The organism is Segatella maculosa DSM 19339 = JCM 15638 (assembly GCF_000382385.1).
GTDB lineage: Bacteria > Bacteroidota > Bacteroidia > Bacteroidales > Bacteroidaceae > Prevotella > Prevotella maculosa.
The window spans coordinates 14,112-40,727 of sequence record NZ_KB908321.1; the positions used below are offsets into that span (position 1 = coordinate 14,112).

A 26,616-nucleotide genomic window follows, 5' to 3' on the forward strand; every position below is an offset into this window, starting at 1 on the left:
AATTAATATAAACCATGTTACATCATCATTTAGACGCATTGGATAAGAAAATCCTTAGACTTATTGCTGAGGATGCACGTATCCCGTTCCTCGAAGTAGCCCGCGCATGCAACGTAAGTGGCGCAGCCATTCACCAACGGGTGCAGAAATTAACGTCTTTAGGCGTGTTGAAAGGCTCGCAATTCATTATCGATCCCGAGAAGATAGGCTATGAAACGTGTGCTTATGTGGCCCTTTATCTGAAGGAACCTGAGAAGCATGATGCCGTAATTGAGGCCTTAAAGCGAGTTCCGGAAGTGGTGGAATGTCATACGACTACGGGCGGAATGGATCTCTTTATCAAGCTTTATGCGCGCAATAATCACCACATGATGCAGATTATTCACGACAAATTGCAGCCCTTGGGCCTGTCGAGAAGCGAGACGATTATCTCTTTCAGCATGCTCATCGACCGTCAGTTGCCTGTCAGCGAGATGGAAGTTGATGACGAAGAAGGTGAAGATGAGGAGGATTTATAGGCAGAGTATGGGCTTTTGATAGACAGTAAAGGCGAATGTAAACGGATTATATTCGCCTTTTTTATGTGTTTCGTAGTATGTTCTGTGCCAATCTTGATAGTCAGGAAAGAAGGCATCGGCATGCTCGGGCATGGCATCTATCTCTGTTAGATAGAGCTTTTCGGCCCGATTGATGGCTTCTTTGTACACTTGTTCTCCCCCGATAATGAATACTTCTTCTTCATTTTGGCACTGTTCCAAGGCCTCTGCGAATGATGAAACCCGCACGCAACCGGGGAAAGATGCAAAGGAACGGCTGATGACAATGTTCCTTCGGTGGGGCAAAGCACCGTTGGGGAGCGACTCAAACGTGCGTCGGCCCATGATAACCGTGTGGTCCGTGGTCAATTGTTTGAAGCGTTCGAGGTCGGCTTTGAAGGGATAAAGCAACTTGTTCTGATAGCCGATGGCCCGGTTCTTGGCTACGGAAGCAATGAGAGAGAGTATCATTCGAGTACGATGGTTGGTTCTTTCGGAAGGTGAGAACTCTTGATTTTCCACGCCTGCGGATAGAGGTTGTTGGCCCGACTGCCCAAGTTTTTGGCGAAACCGAGCGGATATCCGCGATAAGTAATCAGTACAATGCCACGCGGACTGCCTTCGGGAAGCGTGATGGCTTCAGTGTGCAGGTAGGCGATGGCCTGCGAATAATCAATCGATATGCGCGGATAAGCCGAACAATCTGCTGCAACAGACAAGGCTTTCGAGTGGTCGGGAACGGTTTGTTTACCCTTTATTGTGTCGGGGAGTGGGCCATGTGACAGCACATGCAACCCTTTTAAAGCCTTTTCGTCAATGGTTCTCACCATCTTCAGCCGCTTCTCTTCGTTCGCATTTTCAGTTTCTCCGTACTTCCGAAGCACAGCCAAGAAGAAACCTTCACCGCGCGTTTTTCCCGGAATGAAGCGATAGACGGGATTCGAATCAATGAGGCTCCCCGTGATGTTCCATGCCTTTTCCGTCGGAATCTCCACGAAGTCGGCCCCTAATTCCCGTGCAATCCATGCCGCATTTTCCTCATCTTCGTGCGCATTGAACGTACAGGTAGAATATAGCAACAGTCCGCCTGGCTTCAGACAAGGCCAGATGTCGCTGACAATCTCACGCTGCAGGCGGGCACATTCCTCTACTTTCTTCATGTTCCAATCGTCAATCGCCCCCGTATCTTTGCGGAACATGCCCTCGCCGGAGCAAGGAACATCGGCCAAAACGATGTCGAACTGCAACCTGCTTCGGCTGTAATCGCAGGCGTAATTATTGGTAACAACGATATCGGGGACGCCAAATTTCAATATATTCTCATTGAGAATGCTCGCCCGTCTGCGGACAGGTTCGTTGCTGAAAAGCATGCTTCCGTGGGGCAAGGCAGCAAAGGCACAGCCGGTTTTTCCGCCGGGAGCCGCGCAAAGGTCAAGCATTCTGACCGGCGTTTTGACTACTTCACGCAGCACATGGTCCACAAACATCGATGCAGCCTCCTGCACATAGTAAAGTCCGGCATGCAACAATGGGTCGAAAGTGAAGTCGGGACGCGTCTTCAGATACACGCCATCGCGACACCAAGCCACGCCTCCTGCGCTGTCTTTTACGCCAAGACGCGCCGCAGCTCCTTTGAAAGGGTTGAGTCGGATACTCACGGGCGGCTCCTCGCGTAGGCCTTTTTCGAGCGTGGCATACAGTGCATCGCCCATCAATCTACGGGTGTATTCTGTGAAATCTGTCGGCAGTTGCATCGTATATTGTCTTGAATGATGGTGCAAATGTAGGAAAAAAATCGTTCCTTTGCAACTAAATAAGCCGGGGTTTCGTCTAAACCACAGATAATAATCAATATAATGAATATGAAACAAACTCTAATCGCACTTCTGTTAGTGCTGACATTGGGAACAACCGACGTGGTCGTGGCACAACGACACAGGCATACACCGCGCACGGAAGCCTTATCGGGGAAGGCAAACCCCGATGACAAAGCACATCAAACGGCCGCGGGAAAGGCGAAAGATGAGGGCATTGATGCTTTCTCAGACACGACATCGGCGGCCGATGCCACCGTTATGGACACCACCGACACCACGTACACGTCGAGTTACGACGAAGATGCAGATGATTTCAATGATGCATCGTGGTTCGTTAAGGCCATCACGGGCACCCTGGGCGCCAGTGCTGTGCTATTTGCCCTGCTGATAATCGTGCTTATCTTCCTACTTCTTATTTCTCCTTTCATTGTTGTCGTACTCGTTTTGCGCTATCTTTTCAAGCGACACAACGACAAAGTGCTGCTCGCCGAGAAGGCTATGGAGAGCGGACAGGCCATACCTTCGGAAGCAAAGCCCCGTACCTCGCGTTCCTATACAAGAGAAGGACAATGGCAACGCGGCATCAGGAACGTCTCAATAGGCCTTGGACTCATGGGGCTTTTCTGGTTCATCGACGCCGAAGGACTGATAGGTGTAGGCGTATTAGTGCTTTGTATGGGAGCCGGACAGATGTTTATCGCACGCACTTCGCGTGGTATGACGCCTCCAAATGCTGACGACATGACAGACGAGGACCAAACCTATGACGAAAAACCTGCAGCGAATGAGCAGCAGGAAACCGAAGGCGACACGCAATAAGCTCTCATAAGTGAAGCAACCAACCGATATCTCTCTCGTCACACAGGTGGCTGTGTTTCGCAACCGGAAGGCTTTCGACCGACTGGTTGTGAAATATCAATCGCCTATTCGGCGTTTCTTCCTTGCCCAAACGGGGGGAGATGCGCAGCTCAGTGACGACCTTGCGCAAGATACCTTCGTCAAAGCCTATACCAACATCACGCATTTTCGGGGCTTATCGAGCTTTTCCACGTGGCTTTACCGCATTGCCTACAACACCTTTTACGACTATGTGCGCCATCATAAGCCAACAGGTAACATCGATACTCCGGGCATCTTGGCTGCCAAGGCGGCCCATGTTGACAGCGGATTAAAATTGGATTTGCAGCATGCCCTGCGTATTTTGTCGCCCAAAGAACGTCTTTGTGTCACGCTTCAACTTATCGAAGGGCAACGCATTGACAAGATTGTTGCCATCACAGGCATGGCAGAAGGGACGGTGAAAAGCCATCTTTCGCGTGGCAAACAGAAGCTTACCGTTTATCTAAAACAGAATGGATATGACTGAATATAATATTGATGAAAAACTGATTACACGCTTCTTTGAAGCTAATCGGATAGGAGAAATCGAGGACCGAGGCTTCTCCCGTAGGGTGATGCGGCAGCTTCCGGTATCCCGTATGCATCGGTTGAATACGCTGTGGACATTGCTTTGCACGCTCATCGCAGTGGTTTATTTCTTCATGCACCAAGGAACAAGAGTGCTCTTTGTGGCGTTTAGCCATCTCTGGAATAATTTTTTTGCCTCTCTTGTCATGCCGGAATGGAACATGACTACGGCGTTGTTGACCTACATAGGGGTTGTTTTGGTGATGGTATTTGCTGTATATCATGTCTTAACAAATGCCCGGAGGTTCATTTAGCGGCTGTGTTTAGACGGATAAACCCTATTTGATTTATTTAACAAAACACTCAAAAAAGCGAACAAAAACATTTTGCTCGCTTTTTTATTTATTGCTTTTTGCGTTCTGTTTTCATTCACTTTATAAACTAATCAAAGTCATATTGCGTTACGAACTACGTCATTTTGCCGTGTAATCTGATGCATTTTAGAAACTTGTTTGATATGAAAACATCGGCCGTTTCATGCATTTTGTTCTGTTTGTATGCTTATATACGAAATAAGGGAAAGCCTAAATGGACTTTCCCTACAGCAAAGATAATACATTTTCAAGGCGAATGCAAATCTGATATGAATTTATTTGACAATAAAGGTGAAAGGATCAATCAGTCAGATGAAACGTCTTTGAAGCTCAAAAATAGATTTCAGTCTCTTCTTTTCCTTTCTTCTTCTGTTTGTTTTCAGGCTCTTTCTTCAGCTTTCCGTCCTTATCGAACATGCCGTATGTTGTTCGAAGCACGCTGAATTCAGTGCGTCGGTTCAGTTGATTGCATATTTCCTGCTGTTCTTTATCAAGCTTTTCGATGAAAGCGGGCGTGAGTTGGTCGCCTTCTTTCAGCCAAGTATATTGCTCGGTCAGCTTCTTTTTGATAGTTTTCGGACGTTGTTTACCATAGCCAACTGCCGTCAAACGGTCGGCAGCAATACCGCTTTTGATGAGGTAACGCACCACGTTCTCGGCCCTTTGTTGCGACAATCGCTGGTTGTATTCAGCCGAACCGCGGTAGTCACAGTGGGCCGCAAGTTCGATAGTCACATGAGGGTTCTCGTTCAAAAGAGCGACAAGCTGGTCCAAAGCCTGTGCCGATTCGGGGCGAAGTGTGGCTTTATCGAGGTCGTAGAAGATGTTGTCGATGAGCACGGGGGCCGTTATTGAGGCCAAAGGAAACTGTAAAACGTGTTCTTCGGAAGCCTTTGTGGGGCGAATGTTGAGGGTTTCGTGGTGATTGAGAAAGCCATCACAGGTGGCAAGGAAAATGTAATCGACTCCCGGTTTCAGCGTCTGTGTGAACGAGCCATCGCCTCTTACGCTTAGTTTTAGGTTGGTTCCGTCGTTTCCCACCATGTAAACTTGCGCATGAGGAAGCTCATATCCGTCTTTTTCATATACCCAACCTTTGACCGTTTGCACGATTTCTGGGTATTCAAAGCTGTAGATATGGTCGTATCCCCGGCTGTCATTGCGGTTCGAAGCGAAGTATCCGCGGTTGTGAGGGCCTTCGAACGTCATGCCGAAATCATCACCGTTACTGTTCAAGGGATAGCCGGGGTGGGTGAGGGTTACATGACTTTGCCCATCAAAATGGGCGATAAAGATATCTAAACCACCCAATCCCGGATGTCCGTCACTTGAGAAATAAAGGTCTCCATTAGGCCGGAATGTGGGAAATTCTTCATTACCCGGTGTGTTGATTGGGCTTCCGAGGTTCTCCGTTCCGCCCAATCCTGCGGGCGTGATACGCACACGCCAGAGGTCAAGACCGCCCATTCCGCCCGGCATATCCGAAGTGAAATAGAGCCAATTCCCATCAGGAGAGACGGCCGGATGGGCGAAAAGCGAGAGTGTGTCGCGGCTGATAGGCAGTTCAGTTGGCTTGCTCCATGTGGCATCACTACGTTCGGAAGTCATGATTTTAGCGTAACGTGGGAACGTTGGGTCAGTGGAACATTGTGTCAAATACATTGTTCTTCCATCGGGAGAAAAGCTACATGCCCCCTCATCAAAGGCCGAATTGATGGCTCCATCAACGGGTTCGGGCTTGCTCCACAGGCCTTTATCGTTCTTTTCGGAGACGAAGATGTCACCGTTCTTCGTGCCCGTGATACCGCTTAATTCGTCACCTTGTGCATCGTTTCGTGTGGACGTGAAGTACAATTGGCTGAAATCGTTGCCGTAAAGCATGGGGGAGTAGTCGGCTTTATAGGAGTTGAAGGCCGTCTTCTTCACGGTATAGCTGCTCCCAAGCTTCTTCCATGCGGGTGCTTTACGGGCAGATTGCAGGCCGTTCACGACCAATGTGTCGTGCGGAAGCGAGTCTTTCAGGGCCAGGAACTCCTTTTCTGCTGCCTTATATTGCCCGTCTTTCAGCAGCAATCGCGCGTAGGTCAGACGGTCATTGAGCGTGGCCTGTCGGTAACGAATGGCGTTTCTGAAAGCCGGAATGGCCCGCTGTGTTTGGTTTATTTTGGCATAACAGCGTGCCATTTTCACGGCCCTTTGACCGCGAACTTCCCCATCTTTAGCCGGTGTTTGCTGGTAGGCTTTGCGGTATTGCAGTGCAGCTTCGTAGTATTCTCCTATGGCTTGATGCTGTTCGGCTTTCTTCATGGCGCGTTCAACGCCGCAGGAAGTGAGGGCAAAGAGGGCTGTAATATATATAATAAGGTGATGTTTCTGCATATGAAAATAACGGAAAGCATGGGGTTATATTATAGTTTTCAGTGGGTTTTGCCCTGTATTTCTGATAGATTTTTATATCTTTGCCCCGCAGATAAGGTCAATATGAAGATAAAAAAGTATTTTGTTAGACTTCTGATAGGCGTGTTTTGGACGTGCCTTGCATTGGAAATCCCACAGCTTTTCTTGAATATTGCGTGGCCAGATGTGATGAATGATGCTCTTTGGCTACTTGGTCCAACGTCGTGTTGTGCCTTGATAATCCGATGGTTTTATGTGCAAAGTCGGCGTAATTCGAATGCCGTGACAAAAGCATTATACGCTATGTCATGGCTCAGTTTGCCTGTTTTGGTGTTGCATTTGCTATTTTATAGTTATGTAATGACAGGCAGAACGTATGAGATTCTCTATCAAGATAAGGAGTATGAAGTTGTAGTTGACTATGCGTCCTTTGCCACAAATAGTGATTATGTATCAGTATATAAGAGGTGGTTAGGTTTTCGAAAGACACTTTACAGAGGTTATTATGGAAGTGGAACCGATTCATTGAGGAGCCGGAAAGCCATAGAAAGTTTCTTGAAAAAGCAGAATTAAGCGTGAAATCAGGCATTCACCTAATGGTCATTAACCTTGATGAATGTCGTCTATGCTTTGTCATTGAAAGGCAAAACGAATTTACAACCTTCCTTCCAGCTGCTGCATCCGTAAGCAGTTTTCCCTTTGATGATGTGTCCTTTGCCACATAATGGGCAGGGTTTCCCAATGAGTTCGTCGCTCGGTTTCAGAGAAGTATTCTTTGTAGAGACCTTTTTCTCGGTAGATTTTGGCGTCGCTTTCTTTTTTGTTTTCTTCTTTAAGTCCTCATCGGAGAGTATAGTCACGCGGCGATTGCTGTTGTCACGCAGCACATCATTCACGATATTCGAGATCTGTGCCTTTAATTCTTCGATGAATTGTGAGGCATCATACTTCCGATGTTCTATGTCGCGGAGCTTCTTTTCCCATATACCCGTGAGTTCACAGCTCGTGAGTAGCTTTTCATGTATCATGTCAATGAGTTCTATTCCCGTAGGAGTTGCCACGAGATTCTTGCGTTCACGGCGAATATATTTACGTTTGAAAAGCGTCTCAATAATGCCAGCTCGGCTCGAAGGACGACCGATACCGTTCTCCTTCAAGGCTGCACGCAGCTCGTCATCTTCTACGAATTTGCCCGCAGTTTCCATGGCACGGAGCAACGAAGCCTCTGTATAGAACTTCGGAGGCGTGGTTTGTTTCTCCGTAAGTGTAGGCGTGTGAGGTCCGCTTTCGCCTTTAGTGAAAGTGGGAAGAGCGGCTGTTTCTCCTCCAATTTCACCTCGAAGAGCAGGGGAAGTGGGTTGTTCTTCTTCTTGAGAAGCCATGTTATTTGAAAGCGTATCACTCTTTTCGTTCTTTGAGGAGGTGCTTTCCGTGAGACTTCTCCACCCGGGTTCCAATATTTCTTTGCCTGTAACTTTGAACTCTATGCCGTCAACTTCACCGAGAACCGTGGTTGTAGAGAACTTACAATCAGGGTAGAAAGCACTGATAAAGCGTGTTGCAACGAGGTCAAACACGTTTTGTTCCATGATAGTAAGGCTTTTCACGGGAACTCCGGTCGGTATGATGGCGTGGTGATCTGTGACCTTACTCGTGTCGAAAACCTTCTTACTTTTGGGCAACTTCTTGCTCATGGCAGCCAAGTCCTTTATCCATGGCATGTATTTTGGTTGACTGTCAATCTTGCATTGACTCAAACCATTGAGTATCTGCGGGCATTTCGGATAGATATCATCGCTCAGATACTGCGTGTCGACACGTGGATATGTCGTGAATTTCTTCTCGTATAGGCTTTGGATAAGGTTCAAAGTCGTCTCTGCCGAATAGCCGAATTTGCGGTTACAGTCCACTTGTAGCGATGTAAGGTCATAGAGATGAGGGGGCACTTCGGTGCCTTTCTTCTTCTGAACGCTCTTGATGGTGAAAGGTTTCCCATCGATAGTGGCGAACGCTTTCTCGCCTTCTTCCTTGCTGGTGAACTTACCCGAGGTGGCCGTGAACTGCGTGTCGCGATAGATAGTGGCTAAAACCCAATAAGGTTCTGGCTTGAAATTGTCGATTTCCTTTTGCCGATTGACAATCAAAGCCAGTGTCGGTGTCTGCACACGGCCGATACTTAGCACCTGCCTGTTCTGTCCGTATTTCAGCGTGTAGAGTCGGGTTGCGTTCATACCCAACAGCCAATCGCCGATAGCCCGACTCAAACCAGCCATATAAAGCGGTTGATATTGCTGCTGATCCTTAAGATTTTGGAAGCCTTGTTGTATGGCTTCGTCGGTCATTGACGATATCCAAAGCCGCTTCACGGGGCATTTCACGTTGGCCTTCTGCATCACCCAACGTTGAATCAGCTCTCCTTCCTGCCCGGCATCACCGCAGTTGATAATCTCATCTGCACCTGCATAGAGTTTTTCAATGGTCGAAAACTGTTTCTTAATGCCGTCATCGGGAATGAGTTTAATGCCGAATCGCAGCGGAATCATCGGCAAGGCAGCGAGGCTCCAATGCTTCCAATTCTCGCTATAGTCGTTAGGTTCTTTCAGCTCGCACAGGTGTCCGAAAGTCCATGTGACCTGATATCCGTTTCCTTCCATGTATCCATCCTTGGCAGTCGTAGCTCCCAAGATGCGTGCTATATCCTTTGCTACACTCGGTTTCTCGGCAATACAGACAATCATTCTTTATCGGTTTAGGCTTGCAAAGATACGAATTATTGTTGAAAATAGTAAGGAAAAGCCGTTTGAACGTTCATTCTTGACGACATATTATAAGGAAAAGGGAGATTAAACGGCATTCACGTGTTTTTAGATAAGCACGCAAATGTTTTCAGATAGGCATGTAAACGTTTTTATGATAGGGAGGAAAGCCATTTTCTTCCGTATGTTTTATGATTTCCATCCGTATCTAATTGAATTATCTCCATGGAGATAAATTCTTATCACCGTGGAGATAAATATTTATCACCATGGAGATAAGGTCTTATCACCATGGAGATAATCCGACGAGATACGGATGGAAATCGCAGGAGATGCGGATGGAAATATGCTTCCCTCCCGTTCTGAGTCATAAGACATGCTTATTCGGCGTATCGGCTTAAGCTAAAAAAAATGTCCAGAAGGGAGTGGTTACTTCGATTTAATTTGTATCTTTGTGAATAGTATTAAACAACATAAAAAGCAGCATGAAGAAATTGAAGATTGAAATAGAATATGATTTCTGCCGACTTGATGAACTGAACGAACAAGACCGAAAGCTCATCGAATGTGCCAAGGCTGCGGTGAAGAACAGCTATGCCAACTACAGCCATTTCCATGTGGGGGCGGCCTTGCGGCTGCATGACGGGCGGGTTGTCATCGGTGCCAATCAAGAGAATGCGGCTTTTCCTTCGGGACTGTGTGCCGAGCGTTCGGCCATATTCGCTGCGCAGTCGCATTATCCGGAGCAGGCGATTGATGCCTTGGCTATTGTCGCTCACAACGAAAAAGGCTTCCTGTCGGACCCGATTACGCCTTGCGGTGCCTGCCGACAAGTGATGCTCGAGATGGAAGACCGGTACAAACAAGATGTTCGTATCTTGCTCTATGGCACGTCGGGGGTGTATGTTCTGCAGCGCGTGAAGGATCTTTTGCCGTTCGCCTTCGTCGATGAAAACATGAGGAAATAGCGCAAAAATTATTTATACAAAGCATTATGAAAGTTGGATTGTTTGTTCCTTGTTATGTCGATGCACTGTATCCGGAGGCCGGGATTGCTACATACAAGTTGTTAAAACACTTCGGAGTCGACGTTGACTACCCCGAAAAGCAAACTTGTTGCGGTCAGCCTATGGGCAATGCCGGCTTTGAAAACATGGCAAAACCATTGGCTCGGAAGTTCGATGATATGTTCCGTGGCTTCGATTATGTGGTGGCTCCGTCGGCCTCTTGCGCCGCTTATGTGAAGGTGTATTACCCCCGTTTGCTGAAAGGAGAGCACGAATGCCTGTCTTCAAAGAAGATAATGGATATCGTGGAGTTCCTGCATGACGTGCTTAAAATCACCTCTTTGCCGGGCAACTTTCCCCATGTGGTGAGTGTACATAACAGTTGTCACGGTGTGCGGGAGCTTGGTTTGTCCGCCCCTTCTGAGCGGAATATTCCTCCTTTCAACAAGATTATCGACTTGTTGAAGCTTCTCAAGGATATCACGATCAAGGAACCGGAGCGTAAAGATGAGTGTTGTGGCTTCGGAGGTATGTTCTCGGTGGAGGAAACGGCAGTTTCTATTCGCATGGGAGAGGATAAGATTGACCGCCATATTGCCACAGGCGCCGAGTTTGTCACGGGACCCGACAGCAGTTGTCTGATGCATATGGCGGGCATTGCCAAGCGCGAAAAGAAACCTATCAAGTTCGTTCACGTGACCCAGATACTGGCTGTCGGACTTTAATGTAGTTGAACAGGAGATGAAATTATGAGCACAGAACATTCAAAGAAGGCCGCCCTATTCAATAAGGACCGTGAGAAAACGACTTGGCATGACCAGACTTTCTGGTCGGTTCGCATGAAACACGACGACGTAGCTCACCAATTGCCCGAGTGGGAAGCCCTGCGCGAGCATGCAAGCAACATCAAAAAGCACACCATAACCCACCTTGCCGACTATCTCGAGACGTTCACTTCGAATCTTGAAAGTCGTGGAGTTATCGTGCATTGGGCCAAGGATGCCGATGAATTCAACGCCATTGTGTATGGCATACTCAAGTCGCATGGTGTGCGGAAAATGGTGAAATCGAAGTCTATGCTGACGGAAGAATGTGAGATGAATCCCTATCTTGAGGCCCGTGGAATAGACGTTGTGGAAACCGATTTGGGCGAACGTATCATTCAACTTCTGGGCCAAAGGCCGAGCCATATCGTCATGCCTGCCATTCATTTGAAGCGCGAAGAAGTGGGAAGAATGTTCGAAGAAAAGGGCATTTCGCATGAGAAAGGCAACTACGATCCTACGTATCTCACGCGTTGTGCACGTCATCATCTGCGCGAAGAGTTTATGAATGCCGAGGCAGGAATGACAGGTTGCAACTTTGGTGTGGCCAAAACGGGCGACATTGTGGTGTGTACCAACGAGGGAAATGCCGATATGACGACCTCCATGCCCAAGCTACACATCGTCTCAATGGGCATAGAAAAGCTCATACCCGACTATGCCTCGCTGGCTGTTTTCCAGCGTTTGCTCTGCCGTTGTGGTACGGGTCAGCCCACAACTACCTACACTTCGCACTTCCGACAGGCGCGTCCGGGGGCCGAAATGCACGTTGTTCTGGTTGATAATGGGCGCAGTGACACTCTCGCCAACCCCGAACATTGGGAGAGTTTGAAGTGCATTCGCTGCGGCGCCTGCATGAACACGTGCCCCGTTTACCGTCGAAGTGGCGGCTACAGCTACAGTTATTTCATTCCGGGGCCTATCGGTGTGAACCTCGGTATGCTGCATGATGCTCGGAAATATGCGGGCAACGTGAGTGCTTGTTCGCTGTGTTTGAGCTGCGATAACGTGTGTCCCGCCGAGGTAGTACCGGGCAGTCAGATTTATGTTTGGCGTCAGATGCTCAACAGTATAGGCAAGGCCGACCCGATGAAAGAGGTGATGTCGATGGGAATGAAAGTGCTTTTCGACTCGCCGATGCTCTATCAGACGGCCTTAAAGTTCGCTCCTTTCATCAATAGGGTGCCCGAACAGCTGACCAAAATTGGTAGTCTCAACCCTTGGGGTATTGGTCATGCGATGCCCGAATTTGCCAAAAAGTCGTTTCATCAGCTATGGAAGCAGGGTAAGGTGAAGTGAAACCATGTAATTTGCAAGTATGGAAAAGAAAGAATTTCTCGATAGATTGCGCGCCAATACGCGTGAGCAATACGACATGCCCGACATGAATATCAATGGCATTACCTATCCCGACACTGTCAAACAGTTTGTTGAAATGACGCAAACCGTGGGAGGCAACGTGATAGAAGCCCAAGAAACGGACGACTTGAATGCGCTTATCCGCCGCGCATATCCTGAAGCTAAGGTCATCGCAAGCCATCTTCCGGGCATCAAGGCCGACCGAAATCCCGACACAGTTGACGAGGCTTGCGCGCTGAACGGAACCGATGTAGGCATCGTTCGCGGCGAAATCGGCGTGGCAGAGAACGCATGTGTGTGGGTACCTCAAACGATGAAGGAGAAAGCCGTGTGCTTTATCTCGGAGAATTTGGTCATCATTCTCAACCGAAACCAGCTGGTTGACAACATGCATCAAGCCTATGAGCGGATAAAGATGACCGACTATGGCTTCGGAACATTCATCAGCGGGCCCAGCAAGACGGCCGACATCGAGCAATCGCTTGTCATGGGCGCACAGGCTGCCCGTTCCGTCACGGTCATCTTGGTGGGTTGACAAATCGCCTTTGCTACCCCGGCTCGTAATAATCATTCATATTGCAGGCTAATCTCAACCATTTTACCTTGCAATCTCAGCCATTTCGCGCGCTAATATGGCTGAGATTGCGTCGCAATATGGCTGAGATTGTATGCCGAAATAAACCATTTTGTGCGCCAACCTTTCATATCCTATGTTTTGCATAGGCTTTCTTGCACTTTCAGAAAGGCGTTTTCACTTTTCTGGAACGAGTTTTTCAAGTTGCAGGATAAGCGCTTTGCGAATCGTTTCGTTTGTTCCGTGAACCATATACTGCAGGGTTCCGTCGGCCGAAAGTATGAGGGTCAGCGGATAACCCTCGCTGCCCACCCACTTCGTAAAATAGTTGTCGCGAGCCAAGTGTGTCCAAGTAAAGTCTTGTTTCTCTGTAATCTGTCTGATTTTTTCGGGTGTTTCGAAGTCTACCGAAAGAAATCTTACCTGCGGAAAACGCTCTTTCCATGTGGAGAGTTCTGACATTTCCTTGCGGCACGGACCGCATCCTGAATACCAAACGTTGACAACGGTCACGCGTCCTCGCAGCGAATCTTGCGTCCATGTGCCGCCGTCGATGTCGTGAAGCATGAATGTTCCCGGCAGCTCCTGCCCGATTTCGGGTGCTTTCAGCTGTTTGTCTCCGCTGTGAGTCGCGGCTTCCATCTCGTCGAAAAGATGGGCTGCCGCTTCGAACTTGTCGGCATTAACAACGTTTTCCCGTGCGATTTCATATTTCTTCCATGCTTCGGGAATAACGAAATCAGCCGAAACGAGCACGCGCAATGCCGAATGTTTCTCGCCGTCAGATAGGTGTTGCATTCCTTTCTGAATGGAAAAAATCTCCTGTATTGGCAGTCCTTGCTTGAAGAAACGGCCGTTGATGATGATAGCCGGCACTTGTTTTTGTGCCTCTTGCGCCCATGTTCTCGGTGTAAAAAGCATAAGGAGCAGCAGTAGCGAGGCAAAAACAGTTTTGAAAAATGAGTACTTCATGATTTGTTATTTATGTTTTTAGTATGTTTCTGTCCATTGATTGATGGCTCGAATGACCATTTCCACCTCCTCGTCGGTCATGGCTTGGTTGCATGGCAGGCTGAGTTCGGTTTGCGCAATGCGCTCGGTTATCGGCAGTTTCAGCGTATTCCATGCCTTGAAACAAGCCTGCCGGTGGGGTGGGATAGGGTAGTGGACCATTGTTTCGATGCCTTTTTGATGGAGAAAAGCCTGCAGATTGTCGCGCTGTTCACAAAGGATTGGAAAGATATGGAACACGGAATTGGTCGGTCGAATGAGCGTTATTCGCTCGTTTTCGATGCCTTCAAGATAGCGAAGAGCTATCGTTTTGCGTCGTTGGTTATCGGCATCAAGGTATTTAAGTTTAACCATTATGACCGCCGCTTGCACCTCATCAATGCGACTATTGAGGCCTTGATAGGGGAAAACATACTTGTGATTGCTACCGTAATTTCCAAGAGATTGCACTGCATTTGCAAGCATTTCGTCATTCGTTGTCACGCAACCTGCATCGCCGAAAGCACCCATATTCTTACCCGGATAGAAGCTATGTGCGGCGGCATTTCCTATGCTTCCGGTGCGCAATCCGTTCCATTTCAGCCCGTGACCTTGGGCATTATCCTCGACAAGTAGCAGCTTGTGGCGACGGCAGATAGCTTGGATGGCATCGTTCATAGCACAGATTCCATAGAGATGCACAAGCAAAATGGCACGCGTCTTGGGCGTTATAGCCTGTTCAATCTGCGTGGAATCGATTTGCAATTCGGCATTCGGTTCAATCAAGATCGGGGTCAATCTGTTCTCTGTCAGGGCGAGAATAGAGGCGATATACGTGTTGGCTGGCACGATAACTTCGTCACCTTCGTTCAGAACACCCAATTCCTTGTAGGCCCGGAAGATGAGAATCAGCGCATCAAGTCCGTTGCCACAACCGATACAATGCCGTGTTCCGATGTATTGGGCGTAGGCCGTTTCAAAGTCATGCGTGGCTTTTCCTTGCAGATACCAACCGCTATCGACGACTTGGTTCACGGCTTTGCGAAGCTCATCAGCATGTTGCCGGGTGATACGTTTCAGGGAAAGATAATTGATTTTCATAGGTTCCATTCATACCAATCATAGCAAACGGCACGCCCACCGAAGCTTTCTTTTTGGTAAATCAGACTTTCGTTGAGCGTCAATCCCTGCCGTTCGGTGGATTTACCGAAGTCGAAATAAGTCTTGTTTCGATAGACATTGTGAATCAATTCATCAAAAAGCAGGTCAAGTGCATGCAGTTGTTTACCTTTCGGCGAGGCCGATATGTATTGTGTGTGTACCACGTCGCCGTATTCATAAACAACGGTTCCGGCGAGAAGTCCGTCAAGTCGGGCCGTGAAAAGACGGATGTTGTCGGGAAATCTCGCCTTGAGCAGTTTGATTTCCGACAAGGAATGGACGGGAACGGCATGATATTTCGTTTGCAGGTTCTGTGTCAATAGCTGCCAAAAGTCGGCCCAACGGTCGCTCTCTTCGATGATGATACCAAGTTGTTTTGCCTTTTTCATGCCGCTATTCCGTATGCGGTAGCAAGGCAAGGGCACATGAAGTTTGATGACAGAAGCTATGTCTCTGGCCACTAATTTGGCGTTGGTTGTACGGTAAATCGCGTAAAGGTCTTCCTCGGAAGGCTGTTGCTGATAAAGCCAAGGCACGGCTTTGTAGACCACTTTTCGCAAGCCTTCGTCGCGTAGATAGGTATTGATGAGGCGCAGAATGGTGATGGCTTCGGTGGCAGTGAAATGAGAATTGACAATCAAACCGCCGAAAGTGAGTCCCTGATGCGAGCAGAGCGTGTCGCCTTCTCGGTTGGCCGGCAAGATCGCATAGAGTTTGTTACGCCGGTAGATGAGGAGTGAATGGTCGGTAAAACGCTGATGATAGTCCATATAATCCCTATAAAAGAGAAACAACCCGTTTTTTGATGCGGCGACAAAAGCGTCCCATTGGGGTTTCAACTTGGGCGTATAGGGTTTTATTTCGAACATTTCAAGTAGGCGAGAAACTGTTGATAGTCGTAGATATAGTCTGCTTCATCGAATTCATCTTCGGCCAATACGAGGCAAACGGCACCCGAAGAAAAGTCTTCAAGCGTCCGCCAAATGCCCGTATCTACCAGCAGTCCCTGATAAGGATGGTTGAGATGATGGGTTATTTTGCTTTGTCCGTCGTCGAGAACCACATCGAAACTTCCGCTCACGGCAACGATAAACTCGCGACAATGACGGTGAGCATGCCCGCCACGGCATTCACCTGAAGGCACATCATAGGTCCAATAGACGCGCCGAATGCCGAAAGGTACCTGCGTATATTGCTGTGCAACCGTCAGATTTCCACGGGGGTCGATGATCTTCGGCAGGTCTATGATTTGGCCTAATGACTTCATGTGTTGGCTGTTTCCTTATTTGATGATGGTCGCTGCCACGCGTTTTGCCTTCTCACGCAGGGCATCCATGTCGGCATCGAGGTCGCCATAGCATAGCACGACCCCCATTCTGCGGCCTGTATGTTGGTCGGGTTTGCCGAAGATACGCACGCGTGTGCGGTCTTCTTTCAGTGCTTCTACGAGATTGTATGCAGGTTCATGGTCGGCATTCTCCTTGGCCAGAACAACGGCCGAGCAGCCCTTGTGCTCCAAATGAATAGCAGGAATGGGCCAACCCATGATGGCTCGCAAGTGAAGTTCAAATTCATTGAGGTTCGTTGTGTGCCCCAAGGTGACCATGCCTGTGTCATGTGGGCGCGGACTCAGTTCAGAAAAGATAACTTCCCCCTGTTTTGTGAAAAATTCAACACCCCAGATACCCTGTCCCGTCAGTGCTTTTGTGACCTTTTCTGCCATCATTTCAGCTTGCTTCAAGGCTTCTTTCGAAAGTTGAAATGGCTGCCAACTCTCTCGATAGTCACCGCCTTTCTGTACGTGTCCGATGGGTGGACAGAAGATAGTTGGGGCGTTTTCCTGCGTCACAGTGAGCAAAGTGAACTCCGAATCGAAGTCGATGAACTCTTCAATAATCACCTCTTTCACATCGCCTCTGCCTTCTTCCATGGCCTCATGAAAGGCGGTTTGCAGTTCATTCTCATTGTGAACGTAGCTCTGTCCGTGCCCACTTGAACTCATCAATGGCTTTACCACGCATGGAAAACCTATTTCGTCAGCAGCCCGTTTGAACTCTTCAAAGGTTTTGGCATAGAAGTATTTGGCCGTTCTTAAGCCCAATTCGCGTGATGCAAGGTCACGAATGGCGCGACGATTCATTGTGAAGTTGACTGCCCGAGCTGATGGAACAACTTGGATTCCTTGTTTTTCAAAGTCGAAAAGTCGCTCTGTTCGGATAGCCTCTATCTCTGGAACTATGATGTCAGGATGGTGCTTTCCGACCGCAGCAGTAAGGGCGTCACCGTCCAACATGCTGAAGACTTCGCGCTCATCTGCCACTTGCATGGCTGGTGCATCATTGTAACGATCGCACGCAACGACATGAAGTCCTGCTCTTTTTGCAGCAATTACAAACTCTTTTCCAAGCTCTCCGGAGCCCAAAAGCATGATTTTCTTTGTCATGGTTGGGGGATATTATCGATTAAATGGTTATCTGTTACCGTACATTTCGGCGTAGTATTTCTGATAATCTCCGCTGGTCACCTCTTTAATCCATTGCTGGTTGTCGAGGTTCCACTTGATCGTTTTCACGATTCCGTCAGCAAATTTAGTCTCAGGATACCAGCCCAGCTCTTCCTTTATCTTTGTAGGATCGATGGCATAGCGCTTATCATGGCCCAGACGGTCGGTCACATGGGTAATCAAGTCGTTGTTGATCCAGCTGATATCAATGTCGCCTTGCGCATCTTTCTCTTGTTTTTTGAGTACTTTGCGCAGGCTCTTGTCGGCTTCCATCATATCATGTATGGTCTTGATGGTCAGCTTTACGATATCGATATTCGTCATTTCGTTGTGTCCGCCGACGTTGTAAACCTCACCTTCGCGGCCTTCGCGCACCACCATGTCGATGGCTTTGCAATGGTCTTCCACGTAGAGCCAGTCGCGAACGTTGAGCCCTTCTCCATAAACAGGCAGCTTCTTACCTTCCAAAATATTATTGATGATGAGTGGTATCAGCTTCTCCGGGAAGTGATAGGGGCCATAGTTATTGGAGCAACGCGTGATTGTTACAGGCATCTTATAGGTGTCATGGTAAGCCATGACAAACATATCTGCACTCGTTTTGCTGGCACTATAGGGACTGTGAGGGCACAATGGTGTCTTTTCCGTGAAGTAACCTTCGGCGCCAAGACTGCCATATACCTCGTCAGTTGACACCTGATGGTAACGCTTTCCGGCTTTCCATGTGGGATAGCCTTGGGCATCTTTGCCCGTAACCCATGCTCTGCGGGCTGCGTCGAGCAGGTTCTGTGTGCCCAATATGTTGACGCTCAGGAAGAGTTGTGGGTCTTCGATGCTGCGGTCTACATGGCTTTCGGCCGCGAAATTGACCAAATAATCGATGTCATTTTCAGTAAACAAACGATCAACAAGCTCTCGGTCGCGAATGTCTCCCTTTACAAATATGCAGCGTTTGTCGTCAATATCATCCTTGATAGTGCCGAGATTACCGGCATAAGTGAGTGCATCGAGAATGATAACCTTAATATCCTGTCCCTTATATTTACGGTTCAAAAGATACTTGATGTAGTTTGCGCCGATGAAACCGGCCGCACCTGTTACGAGATATGTCTTCATATTGTTTATAATTTTGTTTGTTTCTGTCCTATTGTTATAACTTCGCAATCTGTGAATTTATTGCCTTCAATGGTCAAACGCACTAAGGTTCGTTCCTTATGCCAACCCTGAATGCCGGCTGCACCGGGATTGATATGCAGCAAATCGAGCCTCTTGTCGGGCATGACCTTCAGGATATGAGAGTGCCCAGAGATGAATAAATCGGGCGGAGATGCATAGATTTTCGCTGCAATCGAACGGTCGTAGCGTCCTGGATAACCACCGATATGTTTCATCATCACGTCGATATCCTCGCATTTGAAACGCAGGATTTCGGGGTAACGTGCCCTTAGATCATACCCATCGCAGTTGCCATAGACGGCCCGAAAGATAGGTTTCATGGCTTCAAAGCGGTCAGCCAGCTCTACAGACCCAATGTCGCCGGCATGCCATATCTCGTCGCATTCGCCGAGATAGGTTTCATATTTGTCGTCCCAATAAGCATGTGTGTCGCTGATGATGCCTATCTTTTTCATCTTTCAAAGCGTTTACGAACGAAAGAGATGATGAAGGCCGTGGTATCTTCCAAGCCTAACAAGCTACTGTTCACGCAGAGATCGTAGCTTTCGGCAGCTCCCCATTTCTTCCCGGTATAGTAATTATAATAGGTGGAACGGGCCTCTTCACGGGTATTGATAAACTTCCTTGCCTCTTCGTTTGTCAGTTGTTGGCGTTCGCACACACGCTTAATGCGGTCTTCGATGGCTGCCGTAATAAAGATGTTTATCGTGTCCTTGCGATTACGAAGCACATAGTCTGCGGTTCTACCCACGAAGACACAGCTCCCCATATCGGCAGCTTTGGCGATAGCATCGCTTTGGAATTGATACAGACTCTCCTGTGAAAAGTTGTTCTTATAGAAGTTATTCTCGCCCATCAGCGGCACATGGGTATGAAACAACGAGCGAAGAAACCCCTTCTGTTCGTCGTTCTGCTCGAAGAACTTCTCGCAGAAACCACTCTCTTTGGCTGCCAGATTGAGCAATTCGCGGTCATAAAACGTGCAATTCAGGTCATCGGCGAGTTGCTTGGCAATGATTCTCCCACCGCTTCCTACCTGTCTTCCGATGTTAATGATCATCTTCTTGTTCTCCATATTGCAATTCCTTATGTTGTTTCTTGAACTTCTTTACGTTGAAAAGCATGATGACTGCGGCGATAAAAGCAGCGAAACCATCAGCGAAGGGCATGGCATACCACACACCGTCTACGCCTCTGAACAATGGAAAGACGGCTAAGGCCGGCAGCAGAAAGATGAGTTGACGGGAGAGAGACAGGAAGATGCTCACTCTTACCTTGCCGATGCTCTGAAAGAAAAACGTGATGACCATCTGGCTTCCGATGAGGGGAAACAGTACCATACTGATGCGAATGGCCTTCATACCTAACTGAATCAGCGTCGGATCTTTGGTGAACAGACGCGCACAATAGTAGGGCATGAACATCGCGATGAGCCATCCTGTGGTCATGATCAGCGTGGCAGCAATAATCGAAAGCTTCACCACATGTATCATTCTGTCTATCTTTTGTGCACCATAGTTGTAACCTACGATGGGTTGCATGCCTTGATTGACGCCCAGAACGAACATCAGAAAGACGAAAGAAACCTTGTTTGCGATGCCGTAAGCACCCACATCAAGGTCGCTGCCATACCTGACCAGTTGCTGATTGATGAAGATAACGACGACACAGGCACACACATTCATGGCGAAAGGTGAGATGCCTACGCCGATGATGTTCCTCACCAAATCGCTGCGAAGCCTGTAGATACCACGTTCAAAGTGCAGGAGTTCCTGCTTGTTGCTGAATATCCGAAGCTGCCATATCAGTGCCATCACCTGTGCAAGCACCGTGGCGTAGGCAGCACCTTGAATGCCCCAACCGAAGAGCATGATGAAGACATAGTCGAGCATCGTGTTCATCACGACCGTGACAATGGTGGCATACATGGCCTGACGAGGCTTTCCGGCTGCCCTGAGCACCGCATTCATGCCGAAATACATGTGAGAAAAGACGTTGCCGACCAAGATAATCACCATGTAATCGCGGGCGTATGGCAGCGTGGCCTCACTGGCTCCGAAGAACTTCAAGATAGGGTCGAGAAACAAAAGACACACGACCGAGAATGCAATCCCAATGATAAGGTTCAGCGTTACCGTGTTTCCCAAGATGCTTTCTGCCGTCTTATAGTCCTTCTGTCCCAGCTTCATGGAGATGAAGGTTGAGGCCCCTACGCCCACAGCGGCACCGAAGGCAGTCGAAAGGTTCATGAAGGGAAAGGTGATGGCAAGCCCGGATATGGCCAAAGGACCAACGCCCTGACCGATGAATATGCTGTCGACGATGTTGTAGAGCGACGCCGCCGTCATCGCCACAATCGCCGGCATGGCATATTGCAGCAGCAGTTTGCCCACAGGTCTTGTGCCCAATTGTAATGTCGCGTCCTTGTTGTCCATGATGCAAAGGTATAAAAATATTTTCAAACCCTACCTATATAATAAGGAGAAAATAAGGCTCCGAGGGGAAGCACAGTCTAAGGGGAAAGCCCCGCTACGAGGAACTCTTGACCATTCCTTATAAAGAAGGGCGGAGGACCTCCATTGGGAGTCCTCTCGTACTTCCATTGGAAGTCCTCTTGCACTTCCAATAGAAGTCCTCTCGTATAGATACTATCTATCCTCTTGTATAGATACTATCTATCCTCTCATATAGATAGTATCTATCCCGTTCTATACATAGTATCTATCCTCTTGTATAGATAGCATCTATCCTCTTGTATAGATAGTATCTATCCTACTGGACCCTAAATATAAGTCTTTGACGACTCCGAAAATCCATTCTGGCCCTTCCAAAGAGGGGGAAGACGGTTCTTTCAACTGCTTTCGAGTAGGGGAGTGCGAGCTTACGGGCCAATGACAAATAAAAACAGACCTTGTGAACTAAGGTGTCCACAAGGTCTGCTTGCTTTCTTATAAAGGCTGTATCCTTTCTGCGCGGAATGCCGTGCGTGCAATTTAGAAAGGTAGGTCGTCTGCACTTTCACCTTCGGCGGCCTGCTGTGGAGGGAACGGAGCCTGCGCCCCGTCCGGAGCCGGTGACGATGCTGCATTGGGGGCAGCTCCGAATGGTTCGGGAGCGGCCACTCCGGCACCTAATGTGGCAGGGTCTACAAGGCGGACATCGTAGGCCCGGATACTGTTGAACCAGCGACCATTGTATTCATGAGCGTCGATATCGAACGAAACCGTCACTTCCTGACCGACTTGAATATTGAAACGCTGCAACCGTTCTTCGCCAAACACGCTGAAAACCATCTTGTGAGGATAGTTCTCATGGGTTTCTATCACGAAATCCTGTGCTTTCCATTCGCCACGTGCAGATGTACCCGAACGTGCGGGAAGTGCTGCAATAACCTTTCCTTGTAAATCCATAATCTGTTTTATATTGTTTTTTAAGTTTCAAAAAAGCCGAATAAGGGTTTTTGTTTTTACACTTCTGCTCGCGAAATTACTAAAATAGTTCTAATAAATGAAACATTTTATGCCTTTTTTTTGTTTTGCACAATGGTTTTTAGTATTTTTGTATGTGTAAAAAAATAAACGGAACATTAACTATTAAACGAAATATACTGATGAGATTTACATTATCAAGCAGTGCACTGAATGCACGTCTGCAGTCTCTTGCCAAAGTGATTAACGGCAAAAATTCTTTACCTATTCTCGACAGCTTCCTTTTCGAAGTCGGTAACAAGGAGCTCAAAATCACGGCTTCTGACAGCGAAAACGTTATGACCTCCCTCGTTTCACTTGACGAATGCGACGGCGAAGGAAGTTTCGCCGTGCCCAACCGTACGATACTTGATGCGGTCAAAGAACTGCCGGAGCAGCCTCTTTCGTTCGATATCGACACCGATGCACTCACCATTAAAATCCTCTATCAGAACGGTATATACAACTTCACAGCACAGAATGCCGACGAATATCCTCACACGCAGGCTGTTCCTGACGGCGCACACGTCATCACGATGAGCTCGGCCTCACTGGTGAACAATATCACTCGATCGCTCTTCGCAACAGCAGCCGATGAACTTCGGCCCGTGATGAATGGTATTTATTTCGATTTGTCTACCGACTTCCTGTCCATCGTCGCCACAGACGGACATAAGTTGGTGCGCAACCAAGACTACACCGTGAAGAGCGATACCCCGGCTTCGTTCATTCTTCCGAAGAAACCGGCCATGTTGCTGAAGAATGTGTTGACAAAGGACGATAATGAGGTGGTCATCAAGTTCGACGACCGCAGTGGCGAGGTCCGTTTTGCCGAAGGCCAGCTTACTTGTCGACTCATCGAGGGTAACTATCCCAACTATAATAGTGTCATTCCCCAAAATCCCAACAATATGAGTATCGACCGCAGGAGCCTTATCGGTGCACTGCGTCGCGTGCTTCCATTCGCCAGTGAGAGTAGCCAGCTCATTCGCTTCCACATTGAGACCGGAAAACTGGAGGTGTCTTCCGAAGATATCGATTTTGCCACCAGTGCCAAGGAACATATCGTATGCGATTACAACGGGCCACAGATAAGCATTGGTTTCAAAGGTAGCTCTTTGCAGGAAATACTCAACAACCTCGACAGCGACGAAGTCGTCTTCCAATTGGCCGACCCGAGTCGCGCAGGCGTGATAGTTCCGGCCCAACAGCCCGAGAATACCAATATTCTGATGTTGATTATGCCGATGCTGCTTAACGATTAATGCCTTTCCCACCGTAGAAGAAGCCGAAAGCTACGGCGAGGCTCGTGATAGATGCTGCTTAACGATTAATGCCTTTCCCACCCTTTTAGAAAATGAAATTAAATCTTACTAAGCCCCTCGTAGTCTTCGATCTTGAGACTACGGGGCTTGATATTGTAAACGACCGCATCATCCAATTGTCCTATATTAAGATTTATCCTGATGGAACAGAGGAGCGCAATAACTTTCTTATCAATCCGGGCAGACACATACCGGAGTTTGTCAGTGATCTTACCGGCATTGATGACGAGCGCATAAAAGATGCTCCCTCGTTCAAACAACTATCCACGACCTTGGCCGAAACGTTCAAGGGGTGTGATTTCGCAGGCTTCAATTCGAACCGCTTCGATGTGCCCTTGCTGGCCGAAGAGTTTTTGCGTGCAGGTGTTGATTTCGACTTTTCCAAATGCCGGCTTATCGATGCACAGACCATCTTCCATAAAATGGAAAGAAGGAATTTGGCAGCAGCCTACGAATTCTATTGTGGACGGAAGATGGAAGAAGACTTTGAGGCCCATCGTGCTGATCAAGACACCGAGGCGACCTACCGCGTGCTGATGGGTGAACTTGATATGTACACGACAGAAAGGCAGGAAGATGCTGACCGTATCTTGCCCAACGACATGGACTACCTGGCAGAATTCTCCAAACAGAACGACAATGTAGACTTTGCAGGGCGTATCGTGTGGGCACCCGTGAACGGAAAAGACGGCAAACCTTTGACTGATAAAGATGGGAAACCGCAAATGCAAGAGATATTCAATTTCGGAAAATACAAGGATATGCCCGTGGCCGAGGTGTTGAAGAAGGATCCGGGATATTATTCTTGGATGTTGGCAGCTGAATTTCCTAATAACACCAAACAAGTATTGACACGTATCCGACTGAGAGAATTCAACAACCGCTCATGCTGAAAGGGAAAAAGATCGTATTGGGAATCACAGGCTCCATAGCTACTTATAAGTCATGTCTCGTTATTCGGGAACTCATCAAGCGTGGTGCTGAGGTGCAAGTCGTCATCACGCCGTCTGGGAAAGAGTTCATCACGCCGATTACACTCTCTGCACTGACTCGAAGGCCTGTCGTCAGTGAGTTTTTTGCTCAACGTGACGGTACATGGAACTCGCATGTGGACCTTGGATTATGGGCCGATGCCATGCTCATAGCTCCCTGCACGGCAAGCACATTGGGTAAAATGGCGCATGGAATAGCCGATAACATACTTATCACGACCTATCTCAGCATGAAAGCCCCTGTATTCATTGCTCCGGCAATGGACCTTGACATGTATCAACATCATTCAACACAGGCTAACCTCTTACAACTGAAAGCCTATGGCAATCACATCATCGAGCCCGCAAGTGGTTTTCTTGCCAGCGGTCTTGAAGGAAAAGGGCGTATGGAAGAACCAGAAAAGATAGTTGAGACACTCGAAATGTTTTTCAGTTCGGCAGATGATTTGAAAGGAAAACGTATCATGATTACGGCCGGTCCAACGTATGAGAAAATTGATCCGGTTCGTTTCATCGGTAATTATTCAAGTGGGAAGATGGGCTTTGCTTTGGCTGAAGAGTGCTATCAGCGTGGTGCAGAAGTAACGTTGATAAGTGGCCCGGTGGTTTTATCCTGCTCCAAAGGTATCAAAAGAATAGATATCGAAAGTTGTGAGGAAATGTATGAACAGGCTATCACAACCTTTCCACATCAAGATGCAGCCATTTTGTGCGCAGCTGTGGCTGATTTTCAACCGGAAAATGTGGCTAATTATAAAATCAAACGAGAAAAAGATGACTTGGTTATCCGCCTGAAACCCACGCGCGATATTGCAGCCACGCTTGGGAAGATGAAGACCAATGAACAGCATCTTATTGCTTTTGCCCTTGAAACCAATGACGAAGAGAGTAATGCCCGACGAAAATTGGAAAGAAAACATGCCGACTTTATCGTACTAAATTCTACACGCAATCTCGGTACGACATTCCAAAGCAACGAGAACAAAATAACGATTATCAATAGGGAAGGAAAGAAAGAATATGCCAAAAAGCCGAAAACCGATGTTGCTAAAGATATTGTTGACGAGCTGGCTACTCTTCTATAGTGGTTTGCTCATGGCACAAGAGCTACAGGCCACCGTCAATGTCAACTATTCCCAAATACAAGGAACCGACAAGACCGTGTTCGATAACCTGCAAACAACTCTTGAGCGATTTCTCAACGACAGGAAATGGACCGCTCTCCAATTTCAGAAGAAAGAACGAATACCGTGCAGTTTCAATATAACTGTTACAAAATATGACCCTTCGAGTAATCTTTTCACCTGCAAGGCCATCATACAGGCCAACCGTCCGGTGTACAATTCGTCTTACACGACTACCTTATATAATAATGTCGACAATGACTTCGATTTCGAGTTTGCCGCGTTCAGCCAGCTTGACTTCAACGAAGAGCATATCGACAACCAACTCATGGCACTCTGTGCCTATTATGCTTACCTCATTATCGGTATCGATCTTGATAGTTTCTCGCCTTTAGGGGGGACCGATATTCTACAACGATGCCTCAATGTAGCAAACAATGCTCAGAATCTGAACTTCACTGGCTGGAAGAGTTTTGATGACAATCGTAACCGGTATGCCATCATCAATGACTACATGGACGAAGCGCTTTCTCCTTTCCGCCGACTGCAATATGATTACTATCGTACAGGACTCGACCAGATGGCCAACAACACAGAGAAGGCGCGTGTCAATATTTCCTCTGCACTCGAGGCTAATCTCCGCAAGGCCCACGAGAATCGGCCACTGAGTATGCTACCGCAGATATGGACCGACTACAAGAAAGAAGAGCTTGCTGCCATCTATCAAGGTAAAGGTACCCAGAAGGAAAAGGAAAGCGTCTATGGGCTACTCTTCAGTATCAATGCCAGCCAAAATAATTCATGGGAGAAGATAAAACAATAACAGT

At 47.9% G+C, this 26,616-nt stretch carries 27 protein-coding genes; 13 read left to right on the forward strand and 14 right to left on the reverse strand.

Annotated features, from left to right (window positions below):
* The first annotated feature begins 14 nt into the window (after positions 1-14).
* A complete protein-coding gene (locus tag H164_RS0103685; protein WP_019967369.1) occupies positions 15-518 on the forward strand; it encodes an Lrp/AsnC family transcriptional regulator in 504 nt (167 codons plus the stop codon).
* On the opposite strand, the gene H164_RS0103690 is transcribed toward H164_RS0103685, so the two are convergent.
* On the reverse strand, positions 513-1,007 hold the full coding sequence (locus H164_RS0103690) for a dihydrofolate reductase (protein WP_019967370.1): 495 nt from the start codon (positions 1,005-1,007) through the stop codon (positions 513-515). The two genes, H164_RS0103685 and H164_RS0103690, sit on opposite strands and share 6 nt — an antisense overlap.
* Complete coding sequence (locus H164_RS0103695) at positions 1,004-2,290, reverse strand: methyltransferase RsmF C-terminal domain-like protein (RefSeq protein WP_019967371.1); 1,287 nt, start codon at positions 2,288-2,290, stop codon at positions 1,004-1,006. Before H164_RS0103695 ends, H164_RS0103690 begins: the two co-directional genes overlap by 4 nt.
* A gap of 108 nt (positions 2,291-2,398) precedes the next feature.
* On the opposite strand from H164_RS0103695, the gene H164_RS0103700 reads away from it, so the two are divergent.
* The 3 genes from H164_RS0103700 to H164_RS0103710 are packed head-to-tail and all read left to right on the forward strand — an operon-like array spanning position 2,399 to position 4,074.
* Positions 2,399-3,172: a DUF6249 domain-containing protein gene (locus tag H164_RS0103700; protein WP_025830301.1), complete on the forward strand. Its 774-nt coding sequence runs from the start codon at positions 2,399-2,401 to the stop codon at positions 3,170-3,172.
* Positions 3,173-3,182: 10 nt separating this feature from the next.
* Positions 3,183-3,719 (forward strand): RNA polymerase sigma factor, encoded by a 537-nt coding sequence (locus H164_RS0103705; protein WP_019967373.1) that lies wholly within the window; start codon positions 3,183-3,185, stop codon positions 3,717-3,719.
* Positions 3,712-4,074 (forward strand): DUF5056 domain-containing protein, encoded by a 363-nt coding sequence (locus H164_RS0103710; protein WP_008565029.1) that lies wholly within the window; start codon positions 3,712-3,714, stop codon positions 4,072-4,074. The genes H164_RS0103705 and H164_RS0103710 overlap by 8 nt, the downstream gene beginning before the upstream one ends.
* A 390-nt stretch (positions 4,075-4,464) precedes the next feature.
* Here the strand turns inward: H164_RS0103710 and porE are convergent, their stop codons facing one another.
* Complete coding sequence (gene porE / locus H164_RS0103715; RefSeq protein WP_025830300.1) at positions 4,465-6,513, reverse strand: PorE family type IX secretion system protein; 2,049 nt, start codon at positions 6,511-6,513, stop codon at positions 4,465-4,467.
* Between the two features lie 378 nt (positions 6,514-6,891).
* Here porE and H164_RS15855 point away from each other — a divergent pair, with 378 nt between their 5' ends.
* Positions 6,892-7,104: a hypothetical protein gene (locus tag H164_RS15855; protein WP_238315296.1), complete on the forward strand. Its 213-nt coding sequence runs from the start codon at positions 6,892-6,894 to the stop codon at positions 7,102-7,104.
* 50 nt (positions 7,105-7,154) lie between these two features.
* On the opposite strand, the gene H164_RS0103725 is transcribed toward H164_RS15855, so the two are convergent.
* The gene (locus tag H164_RS0103725) at positions 7,155-9,269 is read right to left on the reverse strand and encodes a DNA topoisomerase 3 (protein ID WP_019967377.1); all 2,115 of its coding nucleotides are present in this window, start codon (positions 9,267-9,269) and stop codon (positions 7,155-7,157) included.
* Positions 9,270-9,772: 503 nt separating this feature from the next.
* Here H164_RS0103725 and cdd point away from each other — a divergent pair.
* The 4 genes from cdd to H164_RS0103745 are packed head-to-tail and all read left to right on the forward strand — an operon-like array spanning position 9,773 to position 13,012.
* Positions 9,773-10,255, forward strand: coding sequence for a cytidine deaminase (gene cdd / locus H164_RS0103730; protein WP_019967378.1), 483 nt, complete (start codon positions 9,773-9,775; stop codon positions 10,253-10,255).
* Positions 10,256-10,281: 26 nt separating this feature from the next.
* Positions 10,282-11,019, forward strand: a complete 738-nt coding sequence (locus tag H164_RS0103735; protein WP_019967379.1) for a (Fe-S)-binding protein — start codon at positions 10,282-10,284, stop codon at positions 11,017-11,019.
* A 24-nt stretch (positions 11,020-11,043) separates the two neighbouring features.
* Positions 11,044-12,417, forward strand: coding sequence for a lactate utilization protein B (locus H164_RS0103740; protein WP_019967380.1), 1,374 nt, complete (start codon positions 11,044-11,046; stop codon positions 12,415-12,417).
* Between the two features lie 19 nt (positions 12,418-12,436).
* Positions 12,437-13,012 (forward strand): LutC/YkgG family protein, encoded by a 576-nt coding sequence (locus tag H164_RS0103745; protein WP_019967381.1) that lies wholly within the window; start codon positions 12,437-12,439, stop codon positions 13,010-13,012.
* A 216-nt stretch (positions 13,013-13,228) separates the two neighbouring features.
* Here H164_RS0103745 and H164_RS0103750 read toward each other — a convergent pair whose 3' ends face one another.
* The 10 genes from H164_RS0103750 to H164_RS0103800 all read right to left on the reverse strand — a co-directional run bounded on the left by H164_RS0103750 (position 13,229) and on the right by H164_RS0103800 (position 22,291).
* Positions 13,229-14,023, reverse strand: a complete 795-nt coding sequence (locus tag H164_RS0103750) for a TlpA family protein disulfide reductase (RefSeq protein ID WP_025830299.1) — start codon at positions 14,021-14,023, stop codon at positions 13,229-13,231.
* 18 nt (positions 14,024-14,041) lie between these two features.
* Positions 14,042-15,142, reverse strand: a complete 1,101-nt coding sequence (locus tag H164_RS0103755) for a DegT/DnrJ/EryC1/StrS family aminotransferase (RefSeq protein WP_019967383.1) — start codon at positions 15,140-15,142, stop codon at positions 14,042-14,044.
* Positions 15,139-16,071: a GNAT family N-acetyltransferase gene (locus H164_RS0103760; RefSeq protein ID WP_019967384.1), complete on the reverse strand. Its 933-nt coding sequence runs from the start codon at positions 16,069-16,071 to the stop codon at positions 15,139-15,141. Before H164_RS0103760 ends, H164_RS0103755 begins: the two co-directional genes overlap by 4 nt.
* Positions 16,059-16,469 (reverse strand): sugar 3,4-ketoisomerase, encoded by a 411-nt coding sequence (locus H164_RS0103765; RefSeq protein WP_008565043.1) that lies wholly within the window; start codon positions 16,467-16,469, stop codon positions 16,059-16,061. The genes H164_RS0103760 and H164_RS0103765 overlap by 13 nt, the downstream gene beginning before the upstream one ends.
* Positions 16,470-16,484: 15 nt before the next feature.
* On the reverse strand, positions 16,485-17,645 hold the full coding sequence (purT, locus tag H164_RS0103770) for a formate-dependent phosphoribosylglycinamide formyltransferase (RefSeq protein WP_019967385.1): 1,161 nt from the start codon (positions 17,643-17,645) through the stop codon (positions 16,485-16,487).
* Between the two features lie 27 nt (positions 17,646-17,672).
* Positions 17,673-18,821 (reverse strand): dTDP-glucose 4,6-dehydratase, encoded by a 1,149-nt coding sequence (rfbB, locus tag H164_RS0103775; RefSeq protein ID WP_019967386.1) that lies wholly within the window; start codon positions 18,819-18,821, stop codon positions 17,673-17,675.
* Between the two features lie 5 nt (positions 18,822-18,826).
* Complete coding sequence (locus tag H164_RS0103780) at positions 18,827-19,336, reverse strand: metallophosphoesterase family protein (RefSeq protein WP_019967387.1); 510 nt, start codon at positions 19,334-19,336, stop codon at positions 18,827-18,829.
* On the reverse strand, positions 19,333-19,956 hold the full coding sequence (locus H164_RS0103785; RefSeq protein ID WP_019967388.1) for a cytidylate kinase-like family protein: 624 nt from the start codon (positions 19,954-19,956) through the stop codon (positions 19,333-19,335). The genes H164_RS0103780 and H164_RS0103785 overlap by 4 nt, the downstream gene beginning before the upstream one ends.
* The gene (locus H164_RS0103790; RefSeq protein ID WP_019967389.1) at positions 19,931-21,316 is read right to left on the reverse strand and encodes an MATE family efflux transporter; all 1,386 of its coding nucleotides are present in this window, start codon (positions 21,314-21,316) and stop codon (positions 19,931-19,933) included. The genes H164_RS0103785 and H164_RS0103790 overlap by 26 nt, the downstream gene beginning before the upstream one ends.
* A 558-nt stretch (positions 21,317-21,874) precedes the next feature.
* Entirely contained in the window at positions 21,875-22,291 is a 417-nt protein-coding gene (locus H164_RS0103800; RefSeq protein WP_008565052.1) for a DUF3127 domain-containing protein, read from the reverse strand.
* 200 nt (positions 22,292-22,491) lie between these two features.
* On the opposite strand from H164_RS0103800, the gene dnaN reads away from it, so the two are divergent.
* The 4 genes from dnaN (at position 22,492) to porD (ending at position 26,612) form a co-directional block, all read left to right on the forward strand.
* Positions 22,492-23,613, forward strand: coding sequence for a DNA polymerase III subunit beta (dnaN, locus tag H164_RS0103805; RefSeq protein WP_026356224.1), 1,122 nt, complete (start codon positions 22,492-22,494; stop codon positions 23,611-23,613).
* Positions 23,614-23,705: 92 nt separating this feature from the next.
* Positions 23,706-24,566, forward strand: coding sequence for a 3'-5' exonuclease (locus H164_RS0103810; protein ID WP_019967392.1), 861 nt, complete (start codon positions 23,706-23,708; stop codon positions 24,564-24,566).
* Positions 24,560-25,750 (forward strand): bifunctional phosphopantothenoylcysteine decarboxylase/phosphopantothenate--cysteine ligase CoaBC, encoded by a 1,191-nt coding sequence (gene coaBC, locus H164_RS0103815; protein ID WP_019967393.1) that lies wholly within the window; start codon positions 24,560-24,562, stop codon positions 25,748-25,750. The genes H164_RS0103810 and coaBC overlap by 7 nt, the downstream gene beginning before the upstream one ends.
* Complete coding sequence (gene porD, locus H164_RS0103820; protein WP_026356225.1) at positions 25,707-26,612, forward strand: type IX secretion system protein PorD; 906 nt, start codon at positions 25,707-25,709, stop codon at positions 26,610-26,612. The genes coaBC and porD overlap by 44 nt, the downstream gene beginning before the upstream one ends.
* The last annotated feature ends 4 nt before the right edge of the window (positions 26,613-26,616 follow it).

What these genes read in the sequence shown, in the direction of transcription:
- H164_RS0103735 (WP_019967379.1), top strand. Translation starts at nt 10,282, where the DNA reads ATGAAAGTTGGATTGTTTGTTCCTTGTTATGTCGATGCACTGTATCCG.
- H164_RS0103760 (WP_019967384.1), bottom strand. Translation starts at nt 16,071, where the DNA reads ATGTTCGAAATAAAACCCTATACGCCCAAGTTGAAACCCCAATGGGAC.
- purT (WP_019967385.1), bottom strand. Translation starts at nt 17,645, where the DNA reads ATGACAAAGAAAATCATGCTTTTGGGCTCCGGAGAGCTTGGAAAAGAG.
- H164_RS0103700 (WP_025830301.1), top strand. Translation starts at nt 2,399, where the DNA reads ATGAAACAAACTCTAATCGCACTTCTGTTAGTGCTGACATTGGGAACA.
- H164_RS0103745 (WP_019967381.1), top strand. Translation starts at nt 12,437, where the DNA reads ATGGAAAAGAAAGAATTTCTCGATAGATTGCGCGCCAATACGCGTGAG.
- coaBC (WP_019967393.1), top strand. Translation starts at nt 24,560, where the DNA reads ATGCTGAAAGGGAAAAAGATCGTATTGGGAATCACAGGCTCCATAGCT.
- H164_RS0103725 (WP_019967377.1), bottom strand. Translation starts at nt 9,269, where the DNA reads ATGATTGTCTGTATTGCCGAGAAACCGAGTGTAGCAAAGGATATAGCA.
- H164_RS0103690 (WP_019967370.1), bottom strand. Translation starts at nt 1,007, where the DNA reads ATGATACTCTCTCTCATTGCTTCCGTAGCCAAGAACCGGGCCATCGGC.
- H164_RS0103800 (WP_008565052.1), bottom strand. Translation starts at nt 22,291, where the DNA reads ATGGATTTACAAGGAAAGGTTATTGCAGCACTTCCCGCACGTTCGGGT.
- H164_RS0103810 (WP_019967392.1), top strand. Translation starts at nt 23,706, where the DNA reads ATGAAATTAAATCTTACTAAGCCCCTCGTAGTCTTCGATCTTGAGACT.
- H164_RS0103685 (WP_019967369.1), top strand. Translation starts at nt 15, where the DNA reads ATGTTACATCATCATTTAGACGCATTGGATAAGAAAATCCTTAGACTT.
- H164_RS0103765 (WP_008565043.1), bottom strand. Translation starts at nt 16,469, where the DNA reads ATGAAGTCATTAGGCCAAATCATAGACCTGCCGAAGATCATCGACCCC.
- porE (WP_025830300.1), bottom strand. Translation starts at nt 6,513, where the DNA reads ATGCAGAAACATCACCTTATTATATATATTACAGCCCTCTTTGCCCTC.
- H164_RS0103750 (WP_025830299.1), bottom strand. Translation starts at nt 14,023, where the DNA reads ATGAAGTACTCATTTTTCAAAACTGTTTTTGCCTCGCTACTGCTGCTC.
- H164_RS15855 (WP_238315296.1), top strand. Translation starts at nt 6,892, where the DNA reads ATGACAGGCAGAACGTATGAGATTCTCTATCAAGATAAGGAGTATGAA.
- H164_RS0103695 (WP_019967371.1), bottom strand. Translation starts at nt 2,290, where the DNA reads ATGCAACTGCCGACAGATTTCACAGAATACACCCGTAGATTGATGGGC.
- rfbB (WP_019967386.1), bottom strand. Translation starts at nt 18,821, where the DNA reads ATGAAGACATATCTCGTAACAGGTGCGGCCGGTTTCATCGGCGCAAAC.
- porD (WP_026356225.1), top strand. Translation starts at nt 25,707, where the DNA reads ATGTTGCTAAAGATATTGTTGACGAGCTGGCTACTCTTCTATAGTGGT.
- H164_RS0103710 (WP_008565029.1), top strand. Translation starts at nt 3,712, where the DNA reads ATGACTGAATATAATATTGATGAAAAACTGATTACACGCTTCTTTGAA.
- H164_RS0103785 (WP_019967388.1), bottom strand. Translation starts at nt 19,956, where the DNA reads ATGGAGAACAAGAAGATGATCATTAACATCGGAAGACAGGTAGGAAGC.
- H164_RS0103755 (WP_019967383.1), bottom strand. Translation starts at nt 15,142, where the DNA reads ATGAAAATCAATTATCTTTCCCTGAAACGTATCACCCGGCAACATGCT.
- H164_RS0103790 (WP_019967389.1), bottom strand. Translation starts at nt 21,316, where the DNA reads ATGGACAACAAGGACGCGACATTACAATTGGGCACAAGACCTGTGGGC.
- H164_RS0103740 (WP_019967380.1), top strand. Translation starts at nt 11,044, where the DNA reads ATGAGCACAGAACATTCAAAGAAGGCCGCCCTATTCAATAAGGACCGT.
- dnaN (WP_026356224.1), top strand. Translation starts at nt 22,492, where the DNA reads ATGAGATTTACATTATCAAGCAGTGCACTGAATGCACGTCTGCAGTCT.
- H164_RS0103780 (WP_019967387.1), bottom strand. Translation starts at nt 19,336, where the DNA reads ATGAAAAAGATAGGCATCATCAGCGACACACATGCTTATTGGGACGAC.
- cdd (WP_019967378.1), top strand. Translation starts at nt 9,773, where the DNA reads ATGAAGAAATTGAAGATTGAAATAGAATATGATTTCTGCCGACTTGAT.